Below are 21,053 nucleotides of genomic sequence, written 5' to 3' on the forward strand. Positions count from 1 at the left end.
ATAAAGAGCCAGAAACTCACAAATGAAACTTAAATTGAAAAATAACCCATGGAAAATAAAATCGAAATATACCAAGGCCCCAATGGTCAAACCCAGATAGAAGTAAAGTTTGAAGGTGAAACATTTTGGCTTTCGCTCCAACAAATCGCAGAACTTTATAATCGTGATAAATCAGTTATATCTAGGCATATAAGAAATATATACAATGAAGGTGAGCTTGAAAGAGAATCAACCGTTGCAAAAAATGCAACAGTTCAAACCGAAGGAAAAAGGAGGATTCATCGTGAAATGGAATACTTTAACCTCGACCTCATACTATCTGTGGGGTATCGGGTGAATTCTAAACAAGGTACCCAATTTAGAATCTGGGCCACTCAAAGATTGAAAGATTTCCTTGTTCAGGGCTATGCAATTAATGAACAGAGACTTTCTCAGAAGCAACAAGAAGTCCAGACCTTGAAAGACGGCATCCGAATCCTAAGCCGGGCAATTGAGCAAAAGGCCTTGGATCAAAACATGGATTGGCTTAATCAATTTGCCAAAGGTCTTGAGTTGCTCGATGATTATGATCATGAGAACCTTGATAAAAAAGGGTTAACAAAAAGACAGACACATTATCCAGAGTTGGCCGATTACAAAGAAGTAATTCAATCAATGAAATCAGACTTTGAATCCGGTGTATTTGGAAAGGAAAAAGACGGCAGTTTTGAAAGTGCAATTGCGCAGATAAGTAAAGGTTTTTGTGAAGAGGATTTCTACCCAACCTTGGAAGAAAAAGCAGCTACTCTTCTATATCTGATCGTCAAAAATCACGGGTTCGTCGATGGTAATAAACGGATAGCAGCAGCTTGCTTCCTTCTCTTTTTGCAGTCAAATAATCTATTACATAATAGTGAAGGCCATTCCATCATCAGCAATGATGCATTGGCAAGCCTGACCTTGTTCATTGCTTCCAGCAAACCTGAGGAGATGGATACCGTGAAGAAATTAGTGATCAGTGTATTAAATAGGAATTATTGATTTCTCTAACCCAACCTAATACTGAGGGGTGGATTTAGTCTACCCCTTCTTTTTTGGTTAATCAAACTTATCTTCTACGATTCACCTTAGCCCTCCAATAAAGAGAGATTAGCGTTGTAAAAAACAGGGGAAATTCTACAATGAAGTTCGGGGAATTTAAAAGAAAGAATGCTCGATTTATGTATATGCCAATGAGTCTGTTAGCGTGCAATCTTGTTGTTTAGTTGATTGATTAAAAGAAGATCCTGCTAAATTGCGGTTCATGGAAGATTTCTGCGAGCCACTTATCAGACACCTCGAAAGTTTTATTCCCTTAAACTCTCTTGAAAAAAGCCTTATCCAAGAACGGTTTTTCTCCAGAGAGGTGAAAAAAAGAGAAGAAATCCTTACTGAGGGAGAAGTTTGCGGGTTTTATACTTTTGTCGAAAAAGGCTGCTTTCGCATGTATGGAATCGATGACAAAGGGTTTGACCATAATATCCAATTTGCTGCAGAAAATAACTGGATTGCGGATATCGGAAGCTTTCATACCAATAAGCCGAGCCTATTGAATATTGAAGCTCTGGAGTCCAGTCGGATATTACAGGTCAAACAGAAAGATTTATATTTTTTGTATACGAATATTCCCAAGCTGGACAGGATTTTCAAAGTTTTAGTGGAGTTAAAATACATTGAACTTCAAAACCGCGTTTTACAGAATTTCAGTTCTACAGCTGAACAGCGTTATCTAAGCTTTTTGGAGCAATATCCCCACCTATCCAATCGTCTCCCCAATACACAAATCGCTTCCTATTTAGGAATAACCCCTGAGTTTTTAAGTAAAGTCAGAAGGGATCTGATGTCAAAGTAATTTCATTTCTTAAGGTAGATTAAGGGTTGGTCCAGGGATCAAGCGGGATATTTGTGTCATTATTTTCAAGCAAACCAAAAAACTTATGAAAACGCTAGCTACCCTTTGCCTGCTTTTTGGCATCAGCATTTTTGCACATGCCCAAACACCCGTTGATAACCTGGTCAAAGACTGGGAACGTGCCAGAGCATATACCCTGGAATTTCTTGAGGCCATGCCGGCGGATCAATATAAGCTAAAGCCAACGCCTGAGATGCGGACTTTTGCCCAGCAAATGCTACACCTGACTGATGCGAATTATGGGTTTGTTTCTGCCGCCACTGGGGTGGAAAGTCCCGTAAATATGGGAGCGAGCGAAAAATCCGAAGATCAATCCAAGGAAAGTGTCATCAAACAAGTAACTGCCGGTTATGACTTTGTGATCAGCAGTATCAAAACCCTTACTCCTTCCCAACTGGATGAAATGACCCAATTGTTCGGTCAATTTGAAATGAGCAAAGGGGCGGCAATTGCCAAATGCTTTGAACACCAAACTCACCACAGAGGACAAACTACAGTCTATCTGCGGTTGGCAGGTACAACACCTCCCAATGAGAAATTATTCTGATCGTATAAGTTAATCTCCTTGGAATGAATAAAATGAAACTGACCCTATTAGGCCTGTTCTCCATGATCTATGGAGTCCAGGCCCAAACCATCGAGTTCGAGGGGAAGGAATTTGAACTCTCAAATGTCAAAGCCTCAGTGGAAAAATTGAATGGTGAGGAAGTTTTAAAAGTCGAGCGTGATCTGGAAGCATTGTCATTTGATGAAGGGCAGCTGGAAGCAACGGTAGATGAACCCACCTATGTCAAACTAATAGAACTGGATATGGAAAATGGTTCAGTGGAAGTCAAACTGTTGTCCAAGATCCAGAACCCTTCACCATTTCAGGCTGCTCAGGGATTTATAGGATTAGCATTCCGTATCAGTGAAGACAATTCCCGGTTTGAATCGATTTACCTGAGACCGAGAGTCGGCCGTTCCGAAAATCAACTGGCCAGAAATCACACGGTACAATACTTTGCCTATCCTGACTACAAGTTTCAAAAACTGCGCTCGCCGGCATTCCAGGGAAGGTATGAAACCTATGCAGATGTAGGACTGGAGGAATGGATCACTTTCAGGATCGAATTTCGGGACCAAAAGGCCTATTTATACCTGAATGATCAGGAATCAGCCGCCTTTGTAGTAGCTGATTTATTGGGTGATTCCACATCAGGAAGTATTGGACTATGGGTGGATATCGGGACAATAGGCTATTTCAAAGATCTAATAATCAACCCTTGAGAAATGACGAAGTGCAGTGGATTCTTAAAAATTAAATTTATGAATACTCACCAAAATCATAGCGAAAGCTTACTGTTGGTCCGTTTCAAAGTTGCAGAAAGTGCAGATTTGGATTTTGACAAATGGAAACAGAAAGCCGTTGATCTTATTAAAACATTTAAAGGGTTTGTAGCGATCTCTTTTTTGAAGCAGGTTGGCGACTATGGTTTTGTCCATGTTATGATTCGGTTCGACTGTGAAGCTTATATAAAGGCATGGCTTCATTCTAATTCCAGAAAAGAAATTTTCAATGGTTCTGAAAGTTCTTGGTTGACGGAAAGACAGGAAGTAATCCACGATGAAACTATATTCTGGTACAGAATATTTGAAGGGACTAAAAAATGGAAACAATGGGCTGTCACCTTTATTGCGGTATATCCATTGACTCTTGTCATACCATGGTTGGTATCCGGAATGGCCGGGATAATACCGCTGTATTTTTTTACGGGAATTATCAGTGCTGTGATGATATCAGGATTTATGATTTTTCTGGTTATGCCATTTATACACAACCTTTTTAAGAATTGGTTGCATGAATAGGCTATTTCGGTTTTGGGATTTCAAAAACTTTAGATCTTAACAATGAAAATATTATTCGGAATACTTATCTCCCTCATTAGTTTGCCGTCCATAGGTCAGCAAATGGAGAAAAATAGTATCAAGTCATTTATGGGAGATCCAATGCAGGCAGGTGGAGTCCCTTATGGCGTAAATCAGACAGCTGGGAAATTTGTTGATGTAGGTGATGCCAAACTCTATTATGAGATCTATGGGACCGGAATTCCCTTGGTTATCCTTCATGGAGGGGGCGTCGGTTCCATTTATGAGATGCATCAGTTCATCGACAGCCTGTCCCAAAATTTCCAGGTAATTGCTATATCCACGCGGGGACATGGAAAGTCTGGGCTGGGAAACGGTCCGACAACTGTGGTTCAAAAAGCGAACGATATCCTAGCTGTCGTAAATGCTGAAAAGCTGGATAAGGTAATAGTACTTGGTTTCAGTGATGGGGCATATAGCGGGTTTAGTTTTGCATCCACCTATCCTGAAAAAATCATTAAGCTCATTGCAATCGGAGCAGGTGAGGAAACCCCGGAATTACGTAAAATCTCAATGGACCTTCCTGAGCTTTACGGGTTGGATCCCGTATTTAAAGAGCAGCAATTAGTCCTTATGCCAGAGCCTGAACGGTTAAAAGAAATGGGAGACCGAATGGCTGCTTTTTACAATAGTACCTCGTTCAGCAAAGAGTTATTCAATAAAATTCAATGTCCTGTGCTGGTAATGGCCGGAGAAAAAGATGGTAATGCGCCACTTCAAACGATCATTACCGCTTACTTGATGATTCCTGACAGCCAGTTAAGCATTGTACCCAATACCGGTCATGTTGTTTTCAATGAAAACTTTTCAGCAGTATGGGCAAGTATGAAACCATTTTTGGAGGAATAGGAATTTTGTTTTTCGACCTCAACTCGAACCGAAAGATTCAATTAATATGAAGAATAAAATTTTAGCATTCATGGCATTACTACTCAGTTTTGGCGCAAATGCCCAATATTCAGATAACCTACTTGTTGAAGAACTTTTATCCGCAGATAGAAATAGCATCGGTCAGAAAATTGACTTTCCGAATGTTGACAATGCACAGGTAAGTATGCGTAAAATCACCTTTCCTGCAGGCAGTTCTACAGGTTGGCATACCCATGAAATCCCTGTGTTTTCCTATGTGATCAGCGGAACCCTGACGGTGGAAATTGAAGGAATGGAACCGACTGAATATTCTACCGGTCAATGCTTTGCAGAATCATTTGGTACGTACCATCAAGGAGTCAATAAAACGGATCAGGACTTGATAGTGTTGGCCGTTTACCTTGGCGGAGATGATAAACCGTTGTCCATAAATAAACCAGATCGCTGAAAATTAAATCAACTGACCTGATTTCCACCAAACAAAATAAATCAATTGAGAACCGCTTTATTCGCAAGATCTGAGCTTAATAAATTAAACTATACCATGCCACACGTAACTATTAAAACCTACCCAATTTCTGAAGAAGAAAAAGTAAATCTTACACAGGAAATCGTAAAAGCCATCATCAGAACAACAGGCAAGCCTGAAGAATTTGTATCAATTTCCATTACTGATGTACAGGAATCAGATTGGATGGAAACAGTATATGATAAAGAAATCAAACCTGAATTGGACAACCTGTATAAAAAACCCGGTTATTAATCGAAAATAAACCAACATGCGCGCAGTTGTTTTAAAAGAAGCAGGAGGAACAGATAATTTCATTATTCTACAACGCCCCATCCCTGAGCCCCTATTTGATCAGGTTCTTATTAAAGTCAAGGCATTTGGCCTGAACCGTTCCGAGTTAATGACCCGAAAGGGGTACTCTCCCAATGTTCAGTTCCCACGAGTGTTGGGGATTGAATGTGTGGGAGAAATAGAAAAAGATCCTTCCGGTCAATTTCTTCCAGGGCAAAAAGTCGCCGCATTTATGGGAGGTATGGGAAGGGATTTTGATGGGAGTTATGCAGAATTTGTATTGGTCCCGAGGAGAATTGTCTTGCCGTTTGAAAGCACACTAGAATGGCATGTGCTGGGAAGTCTGCCTGAAATGTTCCAGACCGCTTATGGTTCCCTTTTCCATTCACTGGCATTGAAAGCGACAGACACCTTACTAATTAGAGGCGGAACATCCTCTGTCGGTATTTTAGCATCACAACTCGCCAGTAATTTCGGCACCACTGTTTGTAGTACCTCTAGAAATCCAAATGCGGAAGGCTTTATGCTTCAAAATGGAGCAACGCACTTCTACCTTGATGACGGCAACTTAGTGGATCAAGTCAAATCCTCAGGGGTAAAAATCAATAAAGTCCTGGAGTTGATAGGAACCCCTACATTGAAGGATTCATTGGCATGCTTACAACCCCGGGGAATAGTATGTATGACGGGAATGCTTTCAGAGCAATGGTCCATTTCTGATTTTGCCCCTATGGATTTCATTTCCTCAGGCACTTATCTTACCGTTTATGACAGTGGACAAAGTAGGGTTGGTTCAAAAGAATTTCAGGATTTCATCCTTCTAATCGAAAACCGGAAAATAGCTCCGGTAATCTCAAAAGTTTTTCATCTGGAGAACATTAGGAAAGCCCATGATTTTATGGAAAGTAATCATGGAAGTGGAAAGATTGTAGTCATTACCGAATAAGCCAGGATTATGTATTCAATTTCACTAACCTAAAGTAGGAAAGTAATCTTTCTCCATGATGTAAACGACGGCTTGATAACAAAATGCTTTCGTCCAATTTATACGATTATTATCAAATCACTGAAATGACCCAACCCGCAGGTTTTTCGGCCATCACTCAAATTCCATTTTGAGTTGGATGTTTGAAGCTATTTGAAAACGCATATAATCTTAAGCATCATTTTGCAAATGAATACAACAGACTCAAATTGAGATAAGATTTGAGAATGAAACTACCATATTGACGAACAGCCAGCTAGTAGAGCTTTTAAATCCAGGAAACCAAACATCAGTGAACATATCAAACACATTTTCGAATCTGATGACCTAGATTAAGACTCAACTGTTCGGAGTTTCCGAACAGTTCAAATGGAAGGCAATAGAGCAGTAGAAAGAGATAGAATGCATTATAATCTCGATCTCATTTTATCTGGGGTATCGGGTAAATTCAAAACAAGGCACGCAATTTAAAATCTGGGCTACTCAAAGATTAAAAAACTTTCTCGCTCAAGACTATGCTATAAATGAGGCAAGGCTTTCTCAGAAACAACAAGAAGTCCAGACCCTGAAAGACTGAATTCGAATTTAAGCAGGGCAATTGAGCAAGAGGCACCAGATCAGAATTTGGACTGGCTCAATCATTTTGCCAAAGGATTGGAGTTGCTCGATGATTATGATCATGAGAATTTGGATAAAAAAGGCTTAAATAAAAGACAGGCATATTATCCAGAGTTGACTGATTACAAAGAAGTAATTCAATCGATGAAATCAGATTTTGAATCTGGTGTGTTTGGAAAGGAAAAAGACGGAAGCTTTGAAAGTGCAATTGGGCAGATTAGTAAAGGTTTCGGTGACGAGGATTTCTATCCGACCCTTGAAGAAAAAGCCGCTACTCTTCTATACCTGGTCGTTAAAAATCACGGGTTTGTTGACGGCAACAAACGGATTGCCGCCGCTTGCTTCCTTCTCTTTTTGCAGTCAAATGATCTATTACATAATAGTGAAGGCCATTCTATCATCAGCAATGATGCATTGGCAAGCCTGACCTTGTTCATTGCTTCCAGCAAACCTGAGGAGATGGATACCGTGAAGAAATTAGTGATCAGTGTATTAAATAGGAATTAATAATTATAGATGGATGGCCGGGATTTGTCAACAAAATAATTGATGTGGACCCACATTACTGAACGTAGTGATAAATTCACGCAATAATTAGTCGTTAGGTAGCCGATCTCCAAACTATCTTCGATTTAGGTTATAAACATACTCAGTGAGATAGTTTATAAATCAGCGGTTGAAAAGTCATTGAAGATGGTATCAACCGGGGTAGCTAAGTTGAAGAAAAAGCAGCTGGGGACGAAAACACTTTGGACGTTGGTCTGTTGTTTTGAAGTATTGTATCAATGAATTACGTTTTTTCTGCTTTTTTTCGACCATGCCACCAAGGCTAAAATCTTCTGGTTAAAATATGAATTTATTGCTTTTGAGAGCATGGAAGGTGAGCAACAAAGGGCATTGATAAATACGTGACTTTAAGCAAATCAAGGAGTTGCCAAAATTTGTTTATTTCTTTTATTTGCCTGTTTATTTTCAGAAAAACAGGCACTTATCAAGGTTTAACCAGTAATTAAAAACATATGCTCAAAAAGTCAAGTTTCGATTTTCTTACTGGCCTGGCCGGAAATAACAACAAAGAATGGCTCGATCAGCACCGATCGGATTACAATGAAACTATGGAGGATTTCGCGCTTTTTAATCAAAATCTCATCGACTCTATCTCAGCTTTCGATAAGTCCATTGCCATGTCAGATTTGCAAGGAAAAGATTGTATTCCCAGATTAAATCGCGATTTACGATTCACAAAGGATAAATCACCTTATAAAACCTATCTCTACTCTATAATTAATGAAGGTGGACGCAAAAGTGGTAAGGCTGGGTATTTTATCGTAATGAATCCTGGTGAATGCTATATTGGAGCAGGTGCTTTTCAGCCAGTACCTGAGCTGTTGAAGAAGATCCGTCAGGAAATTGATTACAATTTCGAAGATTGGACGAAGATTGTCCAGGACAGCAACTTGCTTAAAGCTTTCCCTGATGGGGTTGTCTCGCAAGAAAGTCTTCAGAAAGTCCCTAAAGGTTTCGATATCGATAGTCCTGCAAAGGATTATTTGAAAATGAAAGGTTTCTTTGTCAGAAACTATTATCCAGATACTTTTTTCCTTCGGAAAGAAAACTATAATACTATAGTTGAAAATTTTAAGGCTTGTCAGCATCTCAATCAATTCGTTAATGCTATTCAAAACTGAACATGAGAGAATTATTAAAAAATAAAAAGCTGATTTTGCATCATGTTCCCGGTAAAGGTGCGTGGACCTATCATATCGTGATTCCCAATACAGCGGATATTGAAGGAACTTGGGGTTCGCTAAAAGTGTCGGGAATGATTGACGATTACGAGTTGAAAGAAATGAATCTGGCTCCCAGAAAACACGAGGATAAAATAATTTCGATTAACAAAGAAATCAGAAAATCAATCGGTAAAACCGGTGGGGATACCGTTTCGGTGACATTATTTCTTCATTCCCATGACAGTGGTAGCACTAAGTCAGATGTTATCAAATGTTTTGAAGACGCGGAAGTTCTGAAATCGTTCAAATCCTTGAGCAAGGAAGGGCAGGAAGAAATTATTTCTGATATCACTTCAAAAAAAACAGAGGCTAAACAAATTGAGCGAATAACCCACCATATCAATCAATTACTTGACTAGCATAATAAAGTATGCAGAGGCAATAAAACTTCAGTTTACATAAAATACAAAGTCATGAAGACAAGGTATTAGGGTCAAAATTGTCTTTCCCACATCTTTTTTTCGACGCATGGTGACACTTAGAATGTTCTGACTTATCAACTTACAAAATGCTAGTTTGTAGCAATTGAAGTGGTTGGAATTGCCTTTTGATCGCGCTTTTTACCTGGCCAGCAAAAGAATCATCATTACCTGTTTGTTCATTGATTTACCGGATTTCAACTTCCAAACACCGATCCCATTTAAGGCTATACCCAAAAATGAAATGCCAAGCATCCAATATGCATCAGGTGTCTGTGGATTTATTATGCGGTCAACAGATGCATAAACTATATAAATTGATCCGAGTAATAATGTCACCGCGTTTATCATTGCACCCAATAAAGAAAACCGGGCATATCCATAAGAATATTTATCGGTACTGCCTTTCTTGGATTTCTTTTCGAAGTACCAGCCTGCACCCAGTGAAAGGCTATCTGCAAAATCAAGGAGAGAGTCTGCCCAAATTGCGATACTGCCCGAAATCAAACCACCTGTAACTTCTAACACCGTAAAGGCTAGATTCAAGAAAAAGGCCGTCCTAATACTATTATCTTTTTTTGCCACTGCTTAGCTGTTATTTATGATCTACTTGAATCCAGTTTATTTTTCTGAAATATCAAAATATAGACTCCAGCAGATAAAAAAAGCGCAATAAAGACCACTTTTTTTCCCTCACCTTTGACCTAACCTAGCCACTACATAAGTCCCTTATGCCTTTCTTTCCCATATCTATATCAATAAAAAAATTAATGGCATTAAAGTTTCTTTTGTTGTATTCTTACAGCATTTAAAATTGCCAGCAAAGCCACACCAACATCAGCTATTACGGCTTCCCATAATGAAGCAACACCTCCGGCCCCCAATGCAAGAACAACCACTTTAACAGCCATTGCCAATATGATATTCTGCCAGACAATGTTGCGGGTCACTTTTCCTACCTTTATAGCTACTGGTATTTTGGAAGGCTTGTCATTTTGAATGACCACATCAGCTGTTTCTATGGTTGCATCGCTGCCCAGACCGCCCATTGCAATACCAACATCAGCCAGGGCGATAACGGGTGCATCGTTGACACCATCTCCGACAAAAGCCAGTTTGTGTCCTTCTTTTTTGAGATTTTCAACTTTATCTACTTTCCCGTCCGGAAGCAGTCCACCAAAAGCATCATCAATGCCTAACAATTTCGCTACCTGATCTACTACGGTTTGCTTATCACCAGAAAGCATTACTGTTTTAATATTTAAGTTGTGCATCTCCTTGATAGCCTGATAGGCATCTTCTTTTATTTCATCGGCAATGGTGATGTAGCCGCTGTATTTTTGATCAATGGCCACCACAACAATCGTGTCGGTTACCCTCTCTGCCTCTTCCGGATATGCGACACCATATTTCTTTAATAATTTCAGATTTCCTGCCAGCACATCTTTGCCATCCACCGTTCCTTTTAACCCATGACCCGCTACCTCTTCAATATCAGTGACATGTAAACTTTCGTAATCTTTATTTGCATAGTCTGTTACTGCCTTAGCAATGGGATGTGTGGAGTTTTTTTCCAGTGCTGCTGCTATTTTTATCAGTTCGTCTTTTTCTAATTCCTGGGTTACTACATGCTGAACTTTAAATACTCCTTTTGTTAATGTGCCTGTTTTGTCCATAACCACGGTTTTAACCTGGGTCATTACGTCCAGGTAATTTCCGCCCTTGAATAGTATCCCATTCCTTGAGGCCAGGCCAATACCCCCAAAATAGCCCAAAGGTATTGAAACAACCAGTGCACAGGGACAACTGATCACCAGGAATACCAAGGATCTATAAAACCATTCTCTGAAAACGTAGTCAGTGACAAAAAAATAAGGTAATAAACAAAGTGCAAGGGCTAAGAAAAACACGATGGGCGTATAAATTTTGGCAAACCGCGAAATAAAAAGCTGTGTCTGAGATTTTCGTGCCGTTGCATCCTGAACCATTTCAAGGATTTTACTGAGCTTACTATCCCTGAAAAGTGCCGTTACCTTCACTTCAACAAGGGTATTCAAGTTGATCATTCCTGCCAGCACCTGTTCGCCTTTGTATTTTGTATCAGGTTTGCTTTCCCCAGTCAACGCGGCTGTATTAAACGAAGCGGTCACGGAGACAAGCTCTCCATCCAGCGCTACTTTTTCACCAGGTTTAACCTGAATACTTTCTCCTAATTCTACTTCCGCGGGATTGCTAACATGGGCCTTACCATTCCGCAACACAGTTACTTCATCCGGCCTTATGTCCAACAATGCTTTTATACTTCTCTTTGCCCTATTCACTGCCGAGTCTTGGAACCACTCACCTATCTGATAGAATACCATTACAGCCACCCCCTCTTCATACTCACCAATGATAAATGCACCTATTGTGGCTACACTCATCAAGACAAATTCATTAAAAAAATCACCTCTTTTGGACTTTCTCCAAGCAAGATGCAATACCGTTCTACCAGCAAGAAAGTAAGCTACAAGGTTAACGGCAAGTAAAGGAATGTCGGGAATATTAAGATTAAAACCATATTCCAAAACCAGCAATGTCACAAGGAGTACCAGGGCGAAGAGCAAATCCCAATGTGCTTTCCATCCAGTATCTTCTTTACCATGGTTATGTGTATCTTTCATTTTAGGCTGCCCAGCTACTTTTTCCAGTTTGTCCAGCTCCAGATTTTCATCTTGTCTTATATTTTTTTTTTGTGCCATTTCCAATGTTTTAATGGGTAAAGATTGATATGATACCGGTGATGATTAGGACTGCCCCCGAGATCAGCCCTGAGTTGTGCTCCAGTCTGTGCCAATTGAATCTGTGCAAGCCTTTCTGCGCCAATGCGACCCAAAGGGTGATTCCCGCAACGGATATCAGGCTGTATAAAAGTCCTATTCCAAGGATTGCTTCCCAGCCATAGGTCCCTGCTATTATAAAATAAGCCTCAATTTCTAGACAGGGGGACAGGAACATCACGAATAGGAGCAAGGTGATCACTTGTCCACGCCCTGCTTTTTCCAGCTTTTGTTTTTCCTGGACATGAAAGTGTTGGTGCCTATGGTGCTGGACAACAAAATAAATTCCAAGCATGACTAGCAATACCGGAACAGCCCAACGGGTATAGTTGGTTAAATTATCTGCCAATGACAAACTGGACAAGCCGAGCAATACTCCCAACATGAATGTACTTAAGGAGTGCGCCAAGGCAGCCCACATTGCCACACGAATAGTTTTTTCGGCAGGCCATGCAAATTTTTCTTTCAGTGCCAATACTGGGATCCAATGGCTTGGTATGAGACCATGAAGAAGGCTGAGCAATAACGTACCGGTGAAAAGTGTTACCATGGTTTGTTTAAGTCAACTTAAAGCCCGATTTCATTGAGAATAAATTCTTTTACACCTTCCGGTCCTGACAGTTCCAGCCAAACAGGTGACTCCCCGCCGGAAACCATAATTTTAAATTTGAAAAACCCACTGCACAATCTTTCGGTTTTGATGAAAGTAATAAGCAGATCTAGTAATTCATCAGAACCATAAAACCTATACCTGAACCCGTTGTGGATTGCCTGCCTTTCCAAGAGCAACTGCTTAAGGCTACCTATAACGGTGGCTTTTCTTTCCATTAATTCCGGAAATGTGAGCCTGCAACTTAACGTGTCATTCTTATTGCCCATTTAATTGATAGAAAATAATGAAAGTATTTGAAATCAGGTCTGACTTCAAGACACTTTGCCTTAACAGACTGAATGATGCTAAATTACTGCTTAATTGAATGCACAGGAATTGCATTTATAAATGCTAAATAAGCAAGACCTGAAGTCCAAAGGAATTAACAGCAAGACTTAGAATGTAACCTACTTGTTATTATAAAGTATCAGTCCCATAGCGGAACAGAAATAAAAAAACCAAAGAGGGCACATTACCTTACGTTCGGCACCCCCAAATTTCCAGCATAGTTTTTAACATCAGGCACCTATGTCGCTGATCTGTTTAGGGATGCAGGGCAAAGAGCAATAAATAAAATAATCTCCTTGCTTAGTCTTTACAACTGTTCTACTGTAAACATCTTCCTAATTAATATGTAGGCATAGGTGGCCATTCCAACTGATTTCTCAAGCTCATTCAGTACCTGTTAGTAGTGACTCCAAAAGGGCACCCTCCAATCTATTTATAAATATAGTTAACTGAATAACCTATATACATTTCCCACAGACACCCTTTACAACCAGATTTGCTTCTTCAGACCTGAATTCCTTCGGTAAATCAATTTCCGGAATTTTATAGTTTGGGAGACAGAAGGTCTCATTGCATATTCTGCAATGAAAATGGACATGCAGATCTCTATTTATATCGCATTCGCATCCTTCTTCACAAAGGGCATATTTAGGTACCCCAGTACCATCGTCTATGCCATGCACCAGTCCATTTTCCTGGAATGTCTTCAGAGTACGGAAAAGTGTTACCCTGTCAGACTTTTCAAATGATTTTTCCAGATCAGAAAGACTTGTAGCAGTTTTCTGATCCAATAAAGCTTCAAGCACCAACAATCGCATAGTGGTCGGGCGGAGCTTTTTCTTTTGTAGAATGCGTTCAGTTTCTTGGAACATATGTGTTTGTTGACCTTTTCGGTCATTTTTCAGTTTCTTTTCAAAATAGCTGCTAAATATTAGAGAACACCGGCTATGCCGGGCACATTATCCCAGATCTTGTTTGATAATTCCTTTTGTTTTTCAATTCAGTCCAATAGCAATTATTTGTATTACTATGTAATTTCTGGTCAATGATGTCCACCTTCTTCTTCGCTGTTTTTAGCTTTGGAAAGCAGTGTAAAAGCCCCTTCTGTCACCAGCTTGATTTCCTCATAGTTTCTAGCGGAATCCAATAATGTAACCTGAGTGAACCCATCTTCTTTATTCCCCATCATTACTTCTATCATCTCATAATCATAAGCTGGCTGTCCATTTTCATCCCGCTCCCCCAAGTAGGAAAAAATAAAATGCTTCTCACCAAATCGTACTACAGCATCATCTGGTGCTACCAACGCTTTTTCCGTAGCGATTTCTATTTTGGCAGTCACATACATTCCTGGGAGCAAATCAGTATTCTTGCTGTCAAAATGACCATGAACCGTCACTGATCTATCTTTTCTGACTCCTTTACCTACCAAAAACACATGCGCCTCTCTCCATTCTTCATCCGTATTGGCAATGTTGAATTTGATGCGTTGATCCTTTTTAATTTTAGGAATATCATTTTCATAGACAGAAAGCTCCACATGCAAATCATCTGAATTGGTTAAATCCATGATTACATCCTGCGGACTGACGTATTTACCAATATTGGTATAAACATCCAGCACCGATCCGGATACAGGCGAATAGATGTTTACCACGGATTTAATCTCTCCTGTTTCCACTTTCTCGGGATCAAATCCGATCATTTTTAATTTCGCCCTGGATGTCTTTATCCTTGCTTCATTGGCCAGAAAATTACTTCTTGATTCTTCAAAGGTTTTTCCGGAAGCCACTTGTTCACCATACAATTTCTCCTGACGCTCGTACTCAGATTTTAAAAAGGAACTGTTAGCCAGGCTTTCTAAATATTCCTGCTGAAACTGAATGAAATCAGGGTTTTCAATGGATACAAGCAGCTGTCCTTTTTTCACAACATCACCGGGAAGAAGTGTGGTGTTTTTCACAAAACCTCCATAAGGCATGGTAATGGAAATGTTATTTTGCGGTGGGACATCAATCATCCCATTCACCATAAGTTCACTTCCAATTTCCTTGAATTCCAATTTACCCAGCTCGATCCCTGTCACCTCATATTGCGCTTGAGACAGTTCTACCCTGGATTCATTTTCTTCGTGCTCTCCCTGAACCTCAACACTTTCAACCTTGGAATTACAAGAAGCTATAAAGCCTGTTATTGTCAAGGCAAGTAGGCTTTTTATGATATATTTTTTCATTTTATAAGATTTTTAGAAATGGTATTATGGAATCATGAAACGTTTAAACTCATTCTTCTATGTGACTTTTTAGTCATGCTCGATTTCATATTTTTCATTTTAATTGATACCAGATATGAATTCAATCTGAATGAGTGTCTGATTGGATTTGTCGAGCAAATCCAGATAATCAAAACTTACTGATAAACTTCTGTTTAACCCTTGAGTATATTCCACATAACCGATTGCACCGCTCTGGAAGCCCCTTTGAGATTGATTTAGAATGAGTTCAGCCTGTGGCAGGGCATTCGATTCATAAAAAGCCAAACTTGTCTGGTATTTTTCGTAATCCAGAAGTAAAGAAGCCAAGTGATTTTCAAGCTCGTTGGTAAATGCCTCCTCCTCCTGTTCAGCTTCAGCTATCCTTATGGATTTGGATTTAATGGTTGCGGACTGCGATTTCAGGCTGAAAATCGGAATTGCCAACCCAACCTGAAAACCATCGAATCGATCTTTAGAGGTGAAGAATTCCGGATTTCCGGCCATAGTTTCACCCGGGCCATTGAAGGATTGATTGAAATACCCCAGTTTAATATCAGGCATCAACCGTGATTTTTCCACTGACTTTTCCTTTTCTGCAATTGCAATCTGCTGCTGAACCCAGGTTAATGTAGGATTACCATCCACGCTAAATGAAGTTAAGGACACCTCAGAAAGCTTTTGCTCAAGCTTACCCAAATTAGGTTCGATAGCAGCATCTGAGTTTAAAAGCATTTTCAGCCTTCTCAAGTTAATCTCAACATCTGCCCGATTCTGTGCCAATAATGCATCAATTTCAGCCACCTGTGCTTCGGCAGTTGCCTTTTCAAGCAGGTTGGTTTCCCCTGCCTCAAAGCGTAGGGTGGCAGCTGATGCAAACCTGGAATAAATACTATCCTGTCTGAGGAGCAGATTTCCCTTTTCCTTTGCTGCCCATAACGCATACCATGTTGACTTTACAGCTTTTATAAGTTCATTTTTACTCATTTCAACGGCCAATTCACCTGAAGTTACTTTGGCCTCAGCCAGTCCATTTTGTCTGCTATAAGTAGTCGGAAATTCAAAGGTTTGTGAAACCGAAAAGCGGGAATCGTTGGTAAATGCGCTGTTGGTCTGACCATACTCCATATCCACAGCAGTTTTGCCAATATTCCAGCTAGCCCCCTTTAAAGCCCGCTGCTGCTCCAACCTGAGCGATTCTGCTTTTACGTTGGGATTGTTTTCCAGCGCCAGCTCTATTGCCTGATCCAGGGAAGAAATTCCTTGAGTTTCCTGAGCAAAAGTTGGGATACTTAAAACAGCCAGCAATGTGATGGCGAGCAATCCTACTTTTCGGGTGGGTTTTCTGAATCCTTTTTCAAAATAATAATACAAAACAGGCAGGACCACCAAAGTCAGAATTGTGGCAGTGATTAGCCCACCGATGACTACCGTAGCCAGTGGTTTTTGAACTTCTGCCCCACTTGAAGAAGAGAGTGCCATAGGCAAAAAGCCCAAGGATGCTACAGAAGCGGTCATAATCACGGGTCTTAGTCTGGTACGTGTACCTGAATAGATCCGCTCAAATATATCCGTGATGCCTTCTTTTTTCAGATGGTTAAACTCAGCTATCAGCACAATACCATTGAGCACCGCTACACCGAAAAGTGCGATAAACCCAATTCCTGCAGAAATACTAAAAGGCATTCCACGTAGGGTCAAAGCGAAGATCCCACCAATGGCGGAAAGCGGTATCGCAGTAAATATCAATACACTTTGTTTGATAGATCCGAAAGTGAAGAAAAGTAAAACGAAGATGAGTAAGAGCGCCAGAGGAACAGCAATGCCCAGTCGGGCTTTGGCCTCAATAAGATTCTCAAATTGTCCGCCGAATGTGACAAAATAACCCGTTTCGAAATTCACAGCATTGTCAATTTTAGCTTCAATTTCATTGACGATACTTTCCACATCCCGATTCCTTACATTGAATGCCACCACAATTCTCCGTTGGGTATCATCCCGCTGTATCTGGTATGGGCCTTCTTTCACGGAGACTTCTGCAACTTGATATAATGGGATCTGGTCCCCATTTGCCCGGGCTATAAAAAGGTTTCGGACATCTTCCAGTTCATTTCTTTTGGTCTGGTCAAGTCTGATCACAAGGTCAAATCTCTTTTCACCTTCGTAAACTTTCCCAGCGGAAGCCCCGGCAAAAGCGGCCTGAATCGAACGGTTTACTTCTTTGATGCTTAAGCCATATTTTGCCAATTGTGCCCGCTTATAGTCGATGACGATTTGCGGCACTCCTGTCACTTCCTCTATATAAATATCTTCTGCTCCTTCCACTCCTCTGGCTATCTGACCTATCTGATTGGCATATTGGGAAAGTTGATCCAGATCTTCTCCATAAATCTTAATTGCCACATCTTGACGGACCCCGGACATCAACTCATTGAATCTCATTTGAATGGGTTGCTGGAAACCAAAGTTCACCCCCGGTAAAACAGCTAAGGCTTCGGACATTTTATTCGCTAAATCTTCCCTGTTGGATGCTGTTGTCCATTCACCTTTATCTTTTAAGACTATCATCATATCAGCAGCTTCCACTGGCATAGGATCTGTGGGGATTTCCCCGGCTCCAATTTTCGATACTACTTCCACTACTTCGGGAAATTGATCCAGGAGTATCTTTTCTGCCTGCGTCGCTGCCTTTATGGTATTCTGAAGTGATGACCCGGTAACCACACGTGTTTCCACTGCAAAATCCCCCTCCTCTAGAGTTGGAATAAATTCTCCACCCATCCGGGAAAACACCCATCCGGAAACTAGTAATAATACCAAGGCGATACTTAGTATTATACCTCTATGATGCATAGCCCAGCGGATGGAAGGATCGTAGAAACCATGGAAAAAATTCATGATTTTGTCAGAGATATTGGGCTTGTTGCTCAGTTTTTTACTCAGAAAAAGAGCTGAAATCATCGGCACGTACGTAAGAGACAAAATAAAAGCTCCCAAAATTGCAAAGGCAACTGTCTGCGCCATAGGTCTAAACATTTTGCCTTCTGTGCCGACCAATGCTAGGATTGGCAGATAAACGATAAGAATGATGATCTCTCCAAAAGCAGCAGAATTACGGATCTTACTGGCCGAGAGAAATACCTCATCATCCATCTCTAGCTGTGTAAGCTTTCTATCCTTTTTAACCAATCCAAGATGATGTAACGTCGCCTCAACAATGATCACCGCCCCATCTACAATCAGCCCGAAATCTATCGCGCCTAGACTCATCAGGTTACCCGAAACTCCAAAGAAATTCATCAGGGTGAAAGCAAATAATAAGGCTAATGGAATCACTGAAGCCACAATCAAACCCGCCCGAAGATTGCCCAGTAACAGCAACAGGACAAAAATAACGATCAGTGCTCCTTCGATGAGGTTCTTGCTCACAGTCCCTATTGCGTTATCAACCAGCTTAGATCGGTCTAGGAAAGGCTCAATGGTAACCCCCTCAGGAAGGGTTTTTCTGATCTCATCGATTTTAGCTTTGACATTGTCAATGACTTCTGCTGAATTTTCTCCTTTTAGCATCATTACGATGGCACTGACTACTTCACCTTCACCATTTCTGGTAGTCGCTCCATAGCGGACAGCATTCCCCAGCTGGACTTTGGCTACATCTTTTATCAGAACGGGAATCCCGTTTTCGTTTACTCGCACTGGGATATTATTGATATCTTCAAAAGATCCCACAAGTCCTTCGCTCCGTATGAATAAGGCTGTTAGGTTTTTCTCAATGTATGCACCTCCGGTATTTTCGTTGTTATCTTCAAGCGCCTTAAAAATATCTGCTATCGAGACATTCAGGGATTTCAATCGGTCTGGCTCAATCGCTATTTCGTATTGTTTGAGATATCCCCCGAAACTGCTCACATCAGCAACACCAGGTGTACCGAGTAGCTGTCTTCTTACAATCCAATCCTGTATTGTCCTGAGCTCTCTCGCATCGTACTTATCCTCATGGCCAGGTTCCACACCGACTACGTATTGATAAATTTCGCCTAGACCTGTGGTGATAGGGGCCATTCCGGGAGCTCCAATACCTGGTGGAATTTGTTCTTTGACTTCGGACATCCGTTCATTGACCTGTTGTCTTGCCCAATAGACATCCACATTTTCCTCAAAGACAATAGTAACTACCGATAGTCCGAAACGGGAAAAGCTTCGGATTTCTTCTATATCAGGAATTGTGGCCATTGTAATTTCAATGGGAAATGTAATAAGGCGCTCAACTTCCTCAGCAGCCAGAGAGGGAGAGGAAGTGATTACCTGTACTTGATTATTGGTAATATCAGGAACTGCATCGATGGGAAGCTTGGTGAGTGAATACACTCCCACAATGACCAATCCTATGGTAAGTAGCCCGATAATCAGTTTATTTTTAACTGAAAACCGGATTATATTATCCAGCATAAGGAAATAATTTTTATGAAATAAAGTGGAAATAGGCACAGGTGGGTGCCCTTAGAATAAACTGACCACAACAGACTTGATCAGTCAATTGAAAAGAGCTGATCGAAAAGGGTAAATCTGGTGTGAAACAGGAAATTTAGCTCCGAGGAGGCTGAAAGAGTTCACCTAAAACCGGTGAAGTAAAAAGAAAGGTATAGTAAGTCGCTGCCTCTACTTTTTCATTAAAAGACCGGACTACAGAAAAATCATTTATTAAAGAGAAATAGATGGGAGCGTGTGAACAGGTATGATTTCCATGAAAAGGTAAATTTTCATGACTTTCTTCATCATGGCTGGTATTGTTTGATCCATGATCAATATAATCTTCTACTACGAATTCAAATACGGAATCGTCATGCAAAACTTTATGCTCCCCAAAATGTGAAAGTAAAAACGGGATTTTTTGAATCTGACAACATAGATCGAAATTCATTGATAGCATCCCCAAAAGGAGCAAAGCAATAAAAGATCTGTTTCGTATCAGTTTCATATTCTGCAAATCTATGAAATAAAGTAATGCAAGGCTATTGCACAAAATCGCTAAACCCAGATTCAAATGAAAGGGCATAGCTACGCCCCAATCTGAGCAAGGGAGGAATTTTTTATGTCTTTTTTTTATTAGCAGTAACCTTATCTGGATTATTACGTGTTTTAGAATTCAATTGGATTTATTTTCATTCTCATGTGAAAAGCCTATAATTGTAACAGTGAAGAAATCATTTTCCATAGTTTTAGCATTCTTACTTCTTTTCGCAAACATTGGTTTGGCGAAGAGCAGCCATATATGCATGGGATCTGAGATGTTAAATGCAATTGGCCTTTCAGCAAAAAATTTGGATTGCGGAATGAAACATCAACCGGAATCTCCTTCGAGTGATCAAAGAGATTTAAGCAATGCTGATGAATGCTGCCAAAATAGTTTTGAACTCATTCACAATGACAGTGATCAGAATCTTAAAGTAATACACTTCGACGCTGCCCAACTTATTTTTGTAGCAGCTTTCACCCAAGTATTTATTTTCGGAATTGACCCAGTTACTTCAACTGAATATTCCAACGTATTTATATCTCCCCCTGCGATTGATAAGGACTATACTGTTCTTTTTCAATCTTTCTTGATTTAATCCGGATAGGTAAACTTAGGTCTTGCAGACCGCCTTTTTCTATGAGCTCAATTGCTTGTAGCAAAGTTTATCCAGTATTCCATTTTCTTAGGATTATTTCATGCTT

21 protein-coding genes are annotated in these 21,053 nt (G+C 40.3%); 14 read left to right on the forward strand and 7 right to left on the reverse strand.

Annotated elements, in window-relative coordinates; all coding sequences use genetic code 11:
• Nucleotides 1-48: 48 nt before the first annotated feature.
• The 13 genes from rhuM to ABJH64_RS03485 all read left to right on the forward strand — a co-directional run bounded on the left by rhuM (nt 49) and on the right by ABJH64_RS03485 (nt 9,262).
• A complete protein-coding gene (rhuM, locus tag ABJH64_RS03425) occupies nt 49-1,020 on the forward strand; it encodes a RhuM family protein (RefSeq protein ID WP_348276307.1) in 972 nt (323 codons plus the stop codon).
• Between the two features lie 364 nt (nt 1,021-1,384).
• A complete protein-coding gene (locus ABJH64_RS03430) occupies nt 1,385-1,870 on the forward strand; it encodes a Crp/Fnr family transcriptional regulator (RefSeq protein WP_348276306.1) in 486 nt (161 codons plus the stop codon).
• An 85-nt stretch (nt 1,871-1,955) separates the two neighbouring features.
• A complete protein-coding gene (locus tag ABJH64_RS03435) occupies nt 1,956-2,477 on the forward strand; it encodes a DinB family protein (RefSeq protein ID WP_348276305.1) in 522 nt (173 codons plus the stop codon).
• Nucleotides 2,478-2,500: 23 nt separating this feature from the next.
• Nucleotides 2,501-3,199: a hypothetical protein gene (locus ABJH64_RS03440; RefSeq protein ID WP_348276304.1), complete on the forward strand. Its 699-nt coding sequence runs from the start codon at nt 2,501-2,503 to the stop codon at nt 3,197-3,199.
• Between the two features lie 39 nt (nt 3,200-3,238).
• Nucleotides 3,239-3,778 (forward strand): hypothetical protein, encoded by a 540-nt coding sequence (locus ABJH64_RS03445; protein WP_348276303.1) that lies wholly within the window; start codon nt 3,239-3,241, stop codon nt 3,776-3,778.
• Between the two features lie 42 nt (nt 3,779-3,820).
• Nucleotides 3,821-4,687 (forward strand): alpha/beta hydrolase, encoded by an 867-nt coding sequence (locus tag ABJH64_RS03450; protein ID WP_348299266.1) that lies wholly within the window; start codon nt 3,821-3,823, stop codon nt 4,685-4,687.
• A gap of 70 nt (nt 4,688-4,757) precedes the next feature.
• On the forward strand, nt 4,758-5,156 hold the full coding sequence (locus ABJH64_RS03455) for a cupin domain-containing protein (RefSeq protein WP_348299265.1): 399 nt from the start codon (nt 4,758-4,760) through the stop codon (nt 5,154-5,156).
• Between the two features lie 96 nt (nt 5,157-5,252).
• Complete coding sequence (locus ABJH64_RS03460; RefSeq protein WP_348299264.1) at nt 5,253-5,471, forward strand: tautomerase family protein; 219 nt, start codon at nt 5,253-5,255, stop codon at nt 5,469-5,471.
• 16 nt (nt 5,472-5,487) lie between these two features.
• Nucleotides 5,488-6,456, forward strand: a complete 969-nt coding sequence (locus ABJH64_RS03465; protein WP_348334462.1) for a zinc-binding dehydrogenase — start codon at nt 5,488-5,490, stop codon at nt 6,454-6,456.
• A gap of 511 nt (nt 6,457-6,967) precedes the next feature.
• A complete protein-coding gene (locus ABJH64_RS03470) occupies nt 6,968-7,072 on the forward strand; it encodes a hypothetical protein (RefSeq protein WP_348337614.1) in 105 nt (34 codons plus the stop codon).
• Nucleotides 7,073-7,119: 47 nt separating this feature from the next.
• Nucleotides 7,120-7,620 (forward strand): Fic family protein, encoded by a 501-nt coding sequence (locus ABJH64_RS03475; RefSeq protein WP_348334460.1) that lies wholly within the window; start codon nt 7,120-7,122, stop codon nt 7,618-7,620.
• Between the two features lie 512 nt (nt 7,621-8,132).
• Entirely contained in the window at nt 8,133-8,801 is a 669-nt protein-coding gene (locus tag ABJH64_RS03480) for a DUF2461 domain-containing protein (protein WP_348275424.1), read from the forward strand.
• 2 nt (nt 8,802-8,803) lie between these two features.
• The gene (locus tag ABJH64_RS03485; RefSeq protein ID WP_348275423.1) at nt 8,804-9,262 is read left to right on the forward strand and encodes a DUF1905 domain-containing protein; all 459 of its coding nucleotides are present in this window, start codon (nt 8,804-8,806) and stop codon (nt 9,260-9,262) included.
• Nucleotides 9,263-9,463: 201 nt separating this feature from the next.
• Here the strand turns inward: ABJH64_RS03485 and ABJH64_RS03490 are convergent, their stop codons facing one another.
• From ABJH64_RS03490 to ABJH64_RS03520, 7 genes are all read right to left on the reverse strand, one after another.
• Nucleotides 9,464-9,907 carry a cation diffusion facilitator family transporter gene (locus tag ABJH64_RS03490; protein WP_348275422.1) on the reverse strand — a complete coding sequence of 148 codons (444 nt, stop codon included), beginning with the start codon at nt 9,905-9,907 and terminating at the stop codon, nt 9,464-9,466.
• Between the two features lie 191 nt (nt 9,908-10,098).
• Nucleotides 10,099-12,063 (reverse strand): heavy metal translocating P-type ATPase, encoded by a 1,965-nt coding sequence (locus tag ABJH64_RS03495; RefSeq protein WP_348275421.1) that lies wholly within the window; start codon nt 12,061-12,063, stop codon nt 10,099-10,101.
• Between the two features lie 10 nt (nt 12,064-12,073).
• Complete coding sequence (locus ABJH64_RS03500; RefSeq protein ID WP_348275420.1) at nt 12,074-12,691, reverse strand: hypothetical protein; 618 nt, start codon at nt 12,689-12,691, stop codon at nt 12,074-12,076.
• Between the two features lie 17 nt (nt 12,692-12,708).
• The gene (locus tag ABJH64_RS03505; protein WP_348275419.1) at nt 12,709-12,969 is read right to left on the reverse strand and encodes a hypothetical protein; all 261 of its coding nucleotides are present in this window, start codon (nt 12,967-12,969) and stop codon (nt 12,709-12,711) included.
• A 570-nt stretch (nt 12,970-13,539) separates the two neighbouring features.
• On the reverse strand, nt 13,540-13,953 hold the full coding sequence (locus tag ABJH64_RS03510) for a transcriptional repressor (RefSeq protein ID WP_348275418.1): 414 nt from the start codon (nt 13,951-13,953) through the stop codon (nt 13,540-13,542).
• Between the two features lie 170 nt (nt 13,954-14,123).
• Nucleotides 14,124-15,314 (reverse strand): efflux RND transporter periplasmic adaptor subunit, encoded by a 1,191-nt coding sequence (locus ABJH64_RS03515; protein ID WP_348275417.1) that lies wholly within the window; start codon nt 15,312-15,314, stop codon nt 14,124-14,126.
• A 99-nt stretch (nt 15,315-15,413) separates the two neighbouring features.
• The gene (locus ABJH64_RS03520; protein WP_348275416.1) at nt 15,414-19,784 is read right to left on the reverse strand and encodes a CusA/CzcA family heavy metal efflux RND transporter; all 4,371 of its coding nucleotides are present in this window, start codon (nt 19,782-19,784) and stop codon (nt 15,414-15,416) included.
• 746 nt (nt 19,785-20,530) lie between these two features.
• On the opposite strand from ABJH64_RS03520, the gene ABJH64_RS03525 reads away from it, so the two are divergent.
• A complete protein-coding gene (locus ABJH64_RS03525; RefSeq protein WP_348298964.1) occupies nt 20,531-20,947 on the forward strand; it encodes a hypothetical protein in 417 nt (138 codons plus the stop codon).
• Nucleotides 20,948-21,053 lie beyond the last annotated feature (106 nt).

Source organism: Algoriphagus sp. (assembly GCF_039969895.1).
Taxonomy (GTDB): Bacteria; Bacteroidota; Bacteroidia; order Cytophagales; family Cyclobacteriaceae; genus Algoriphagus.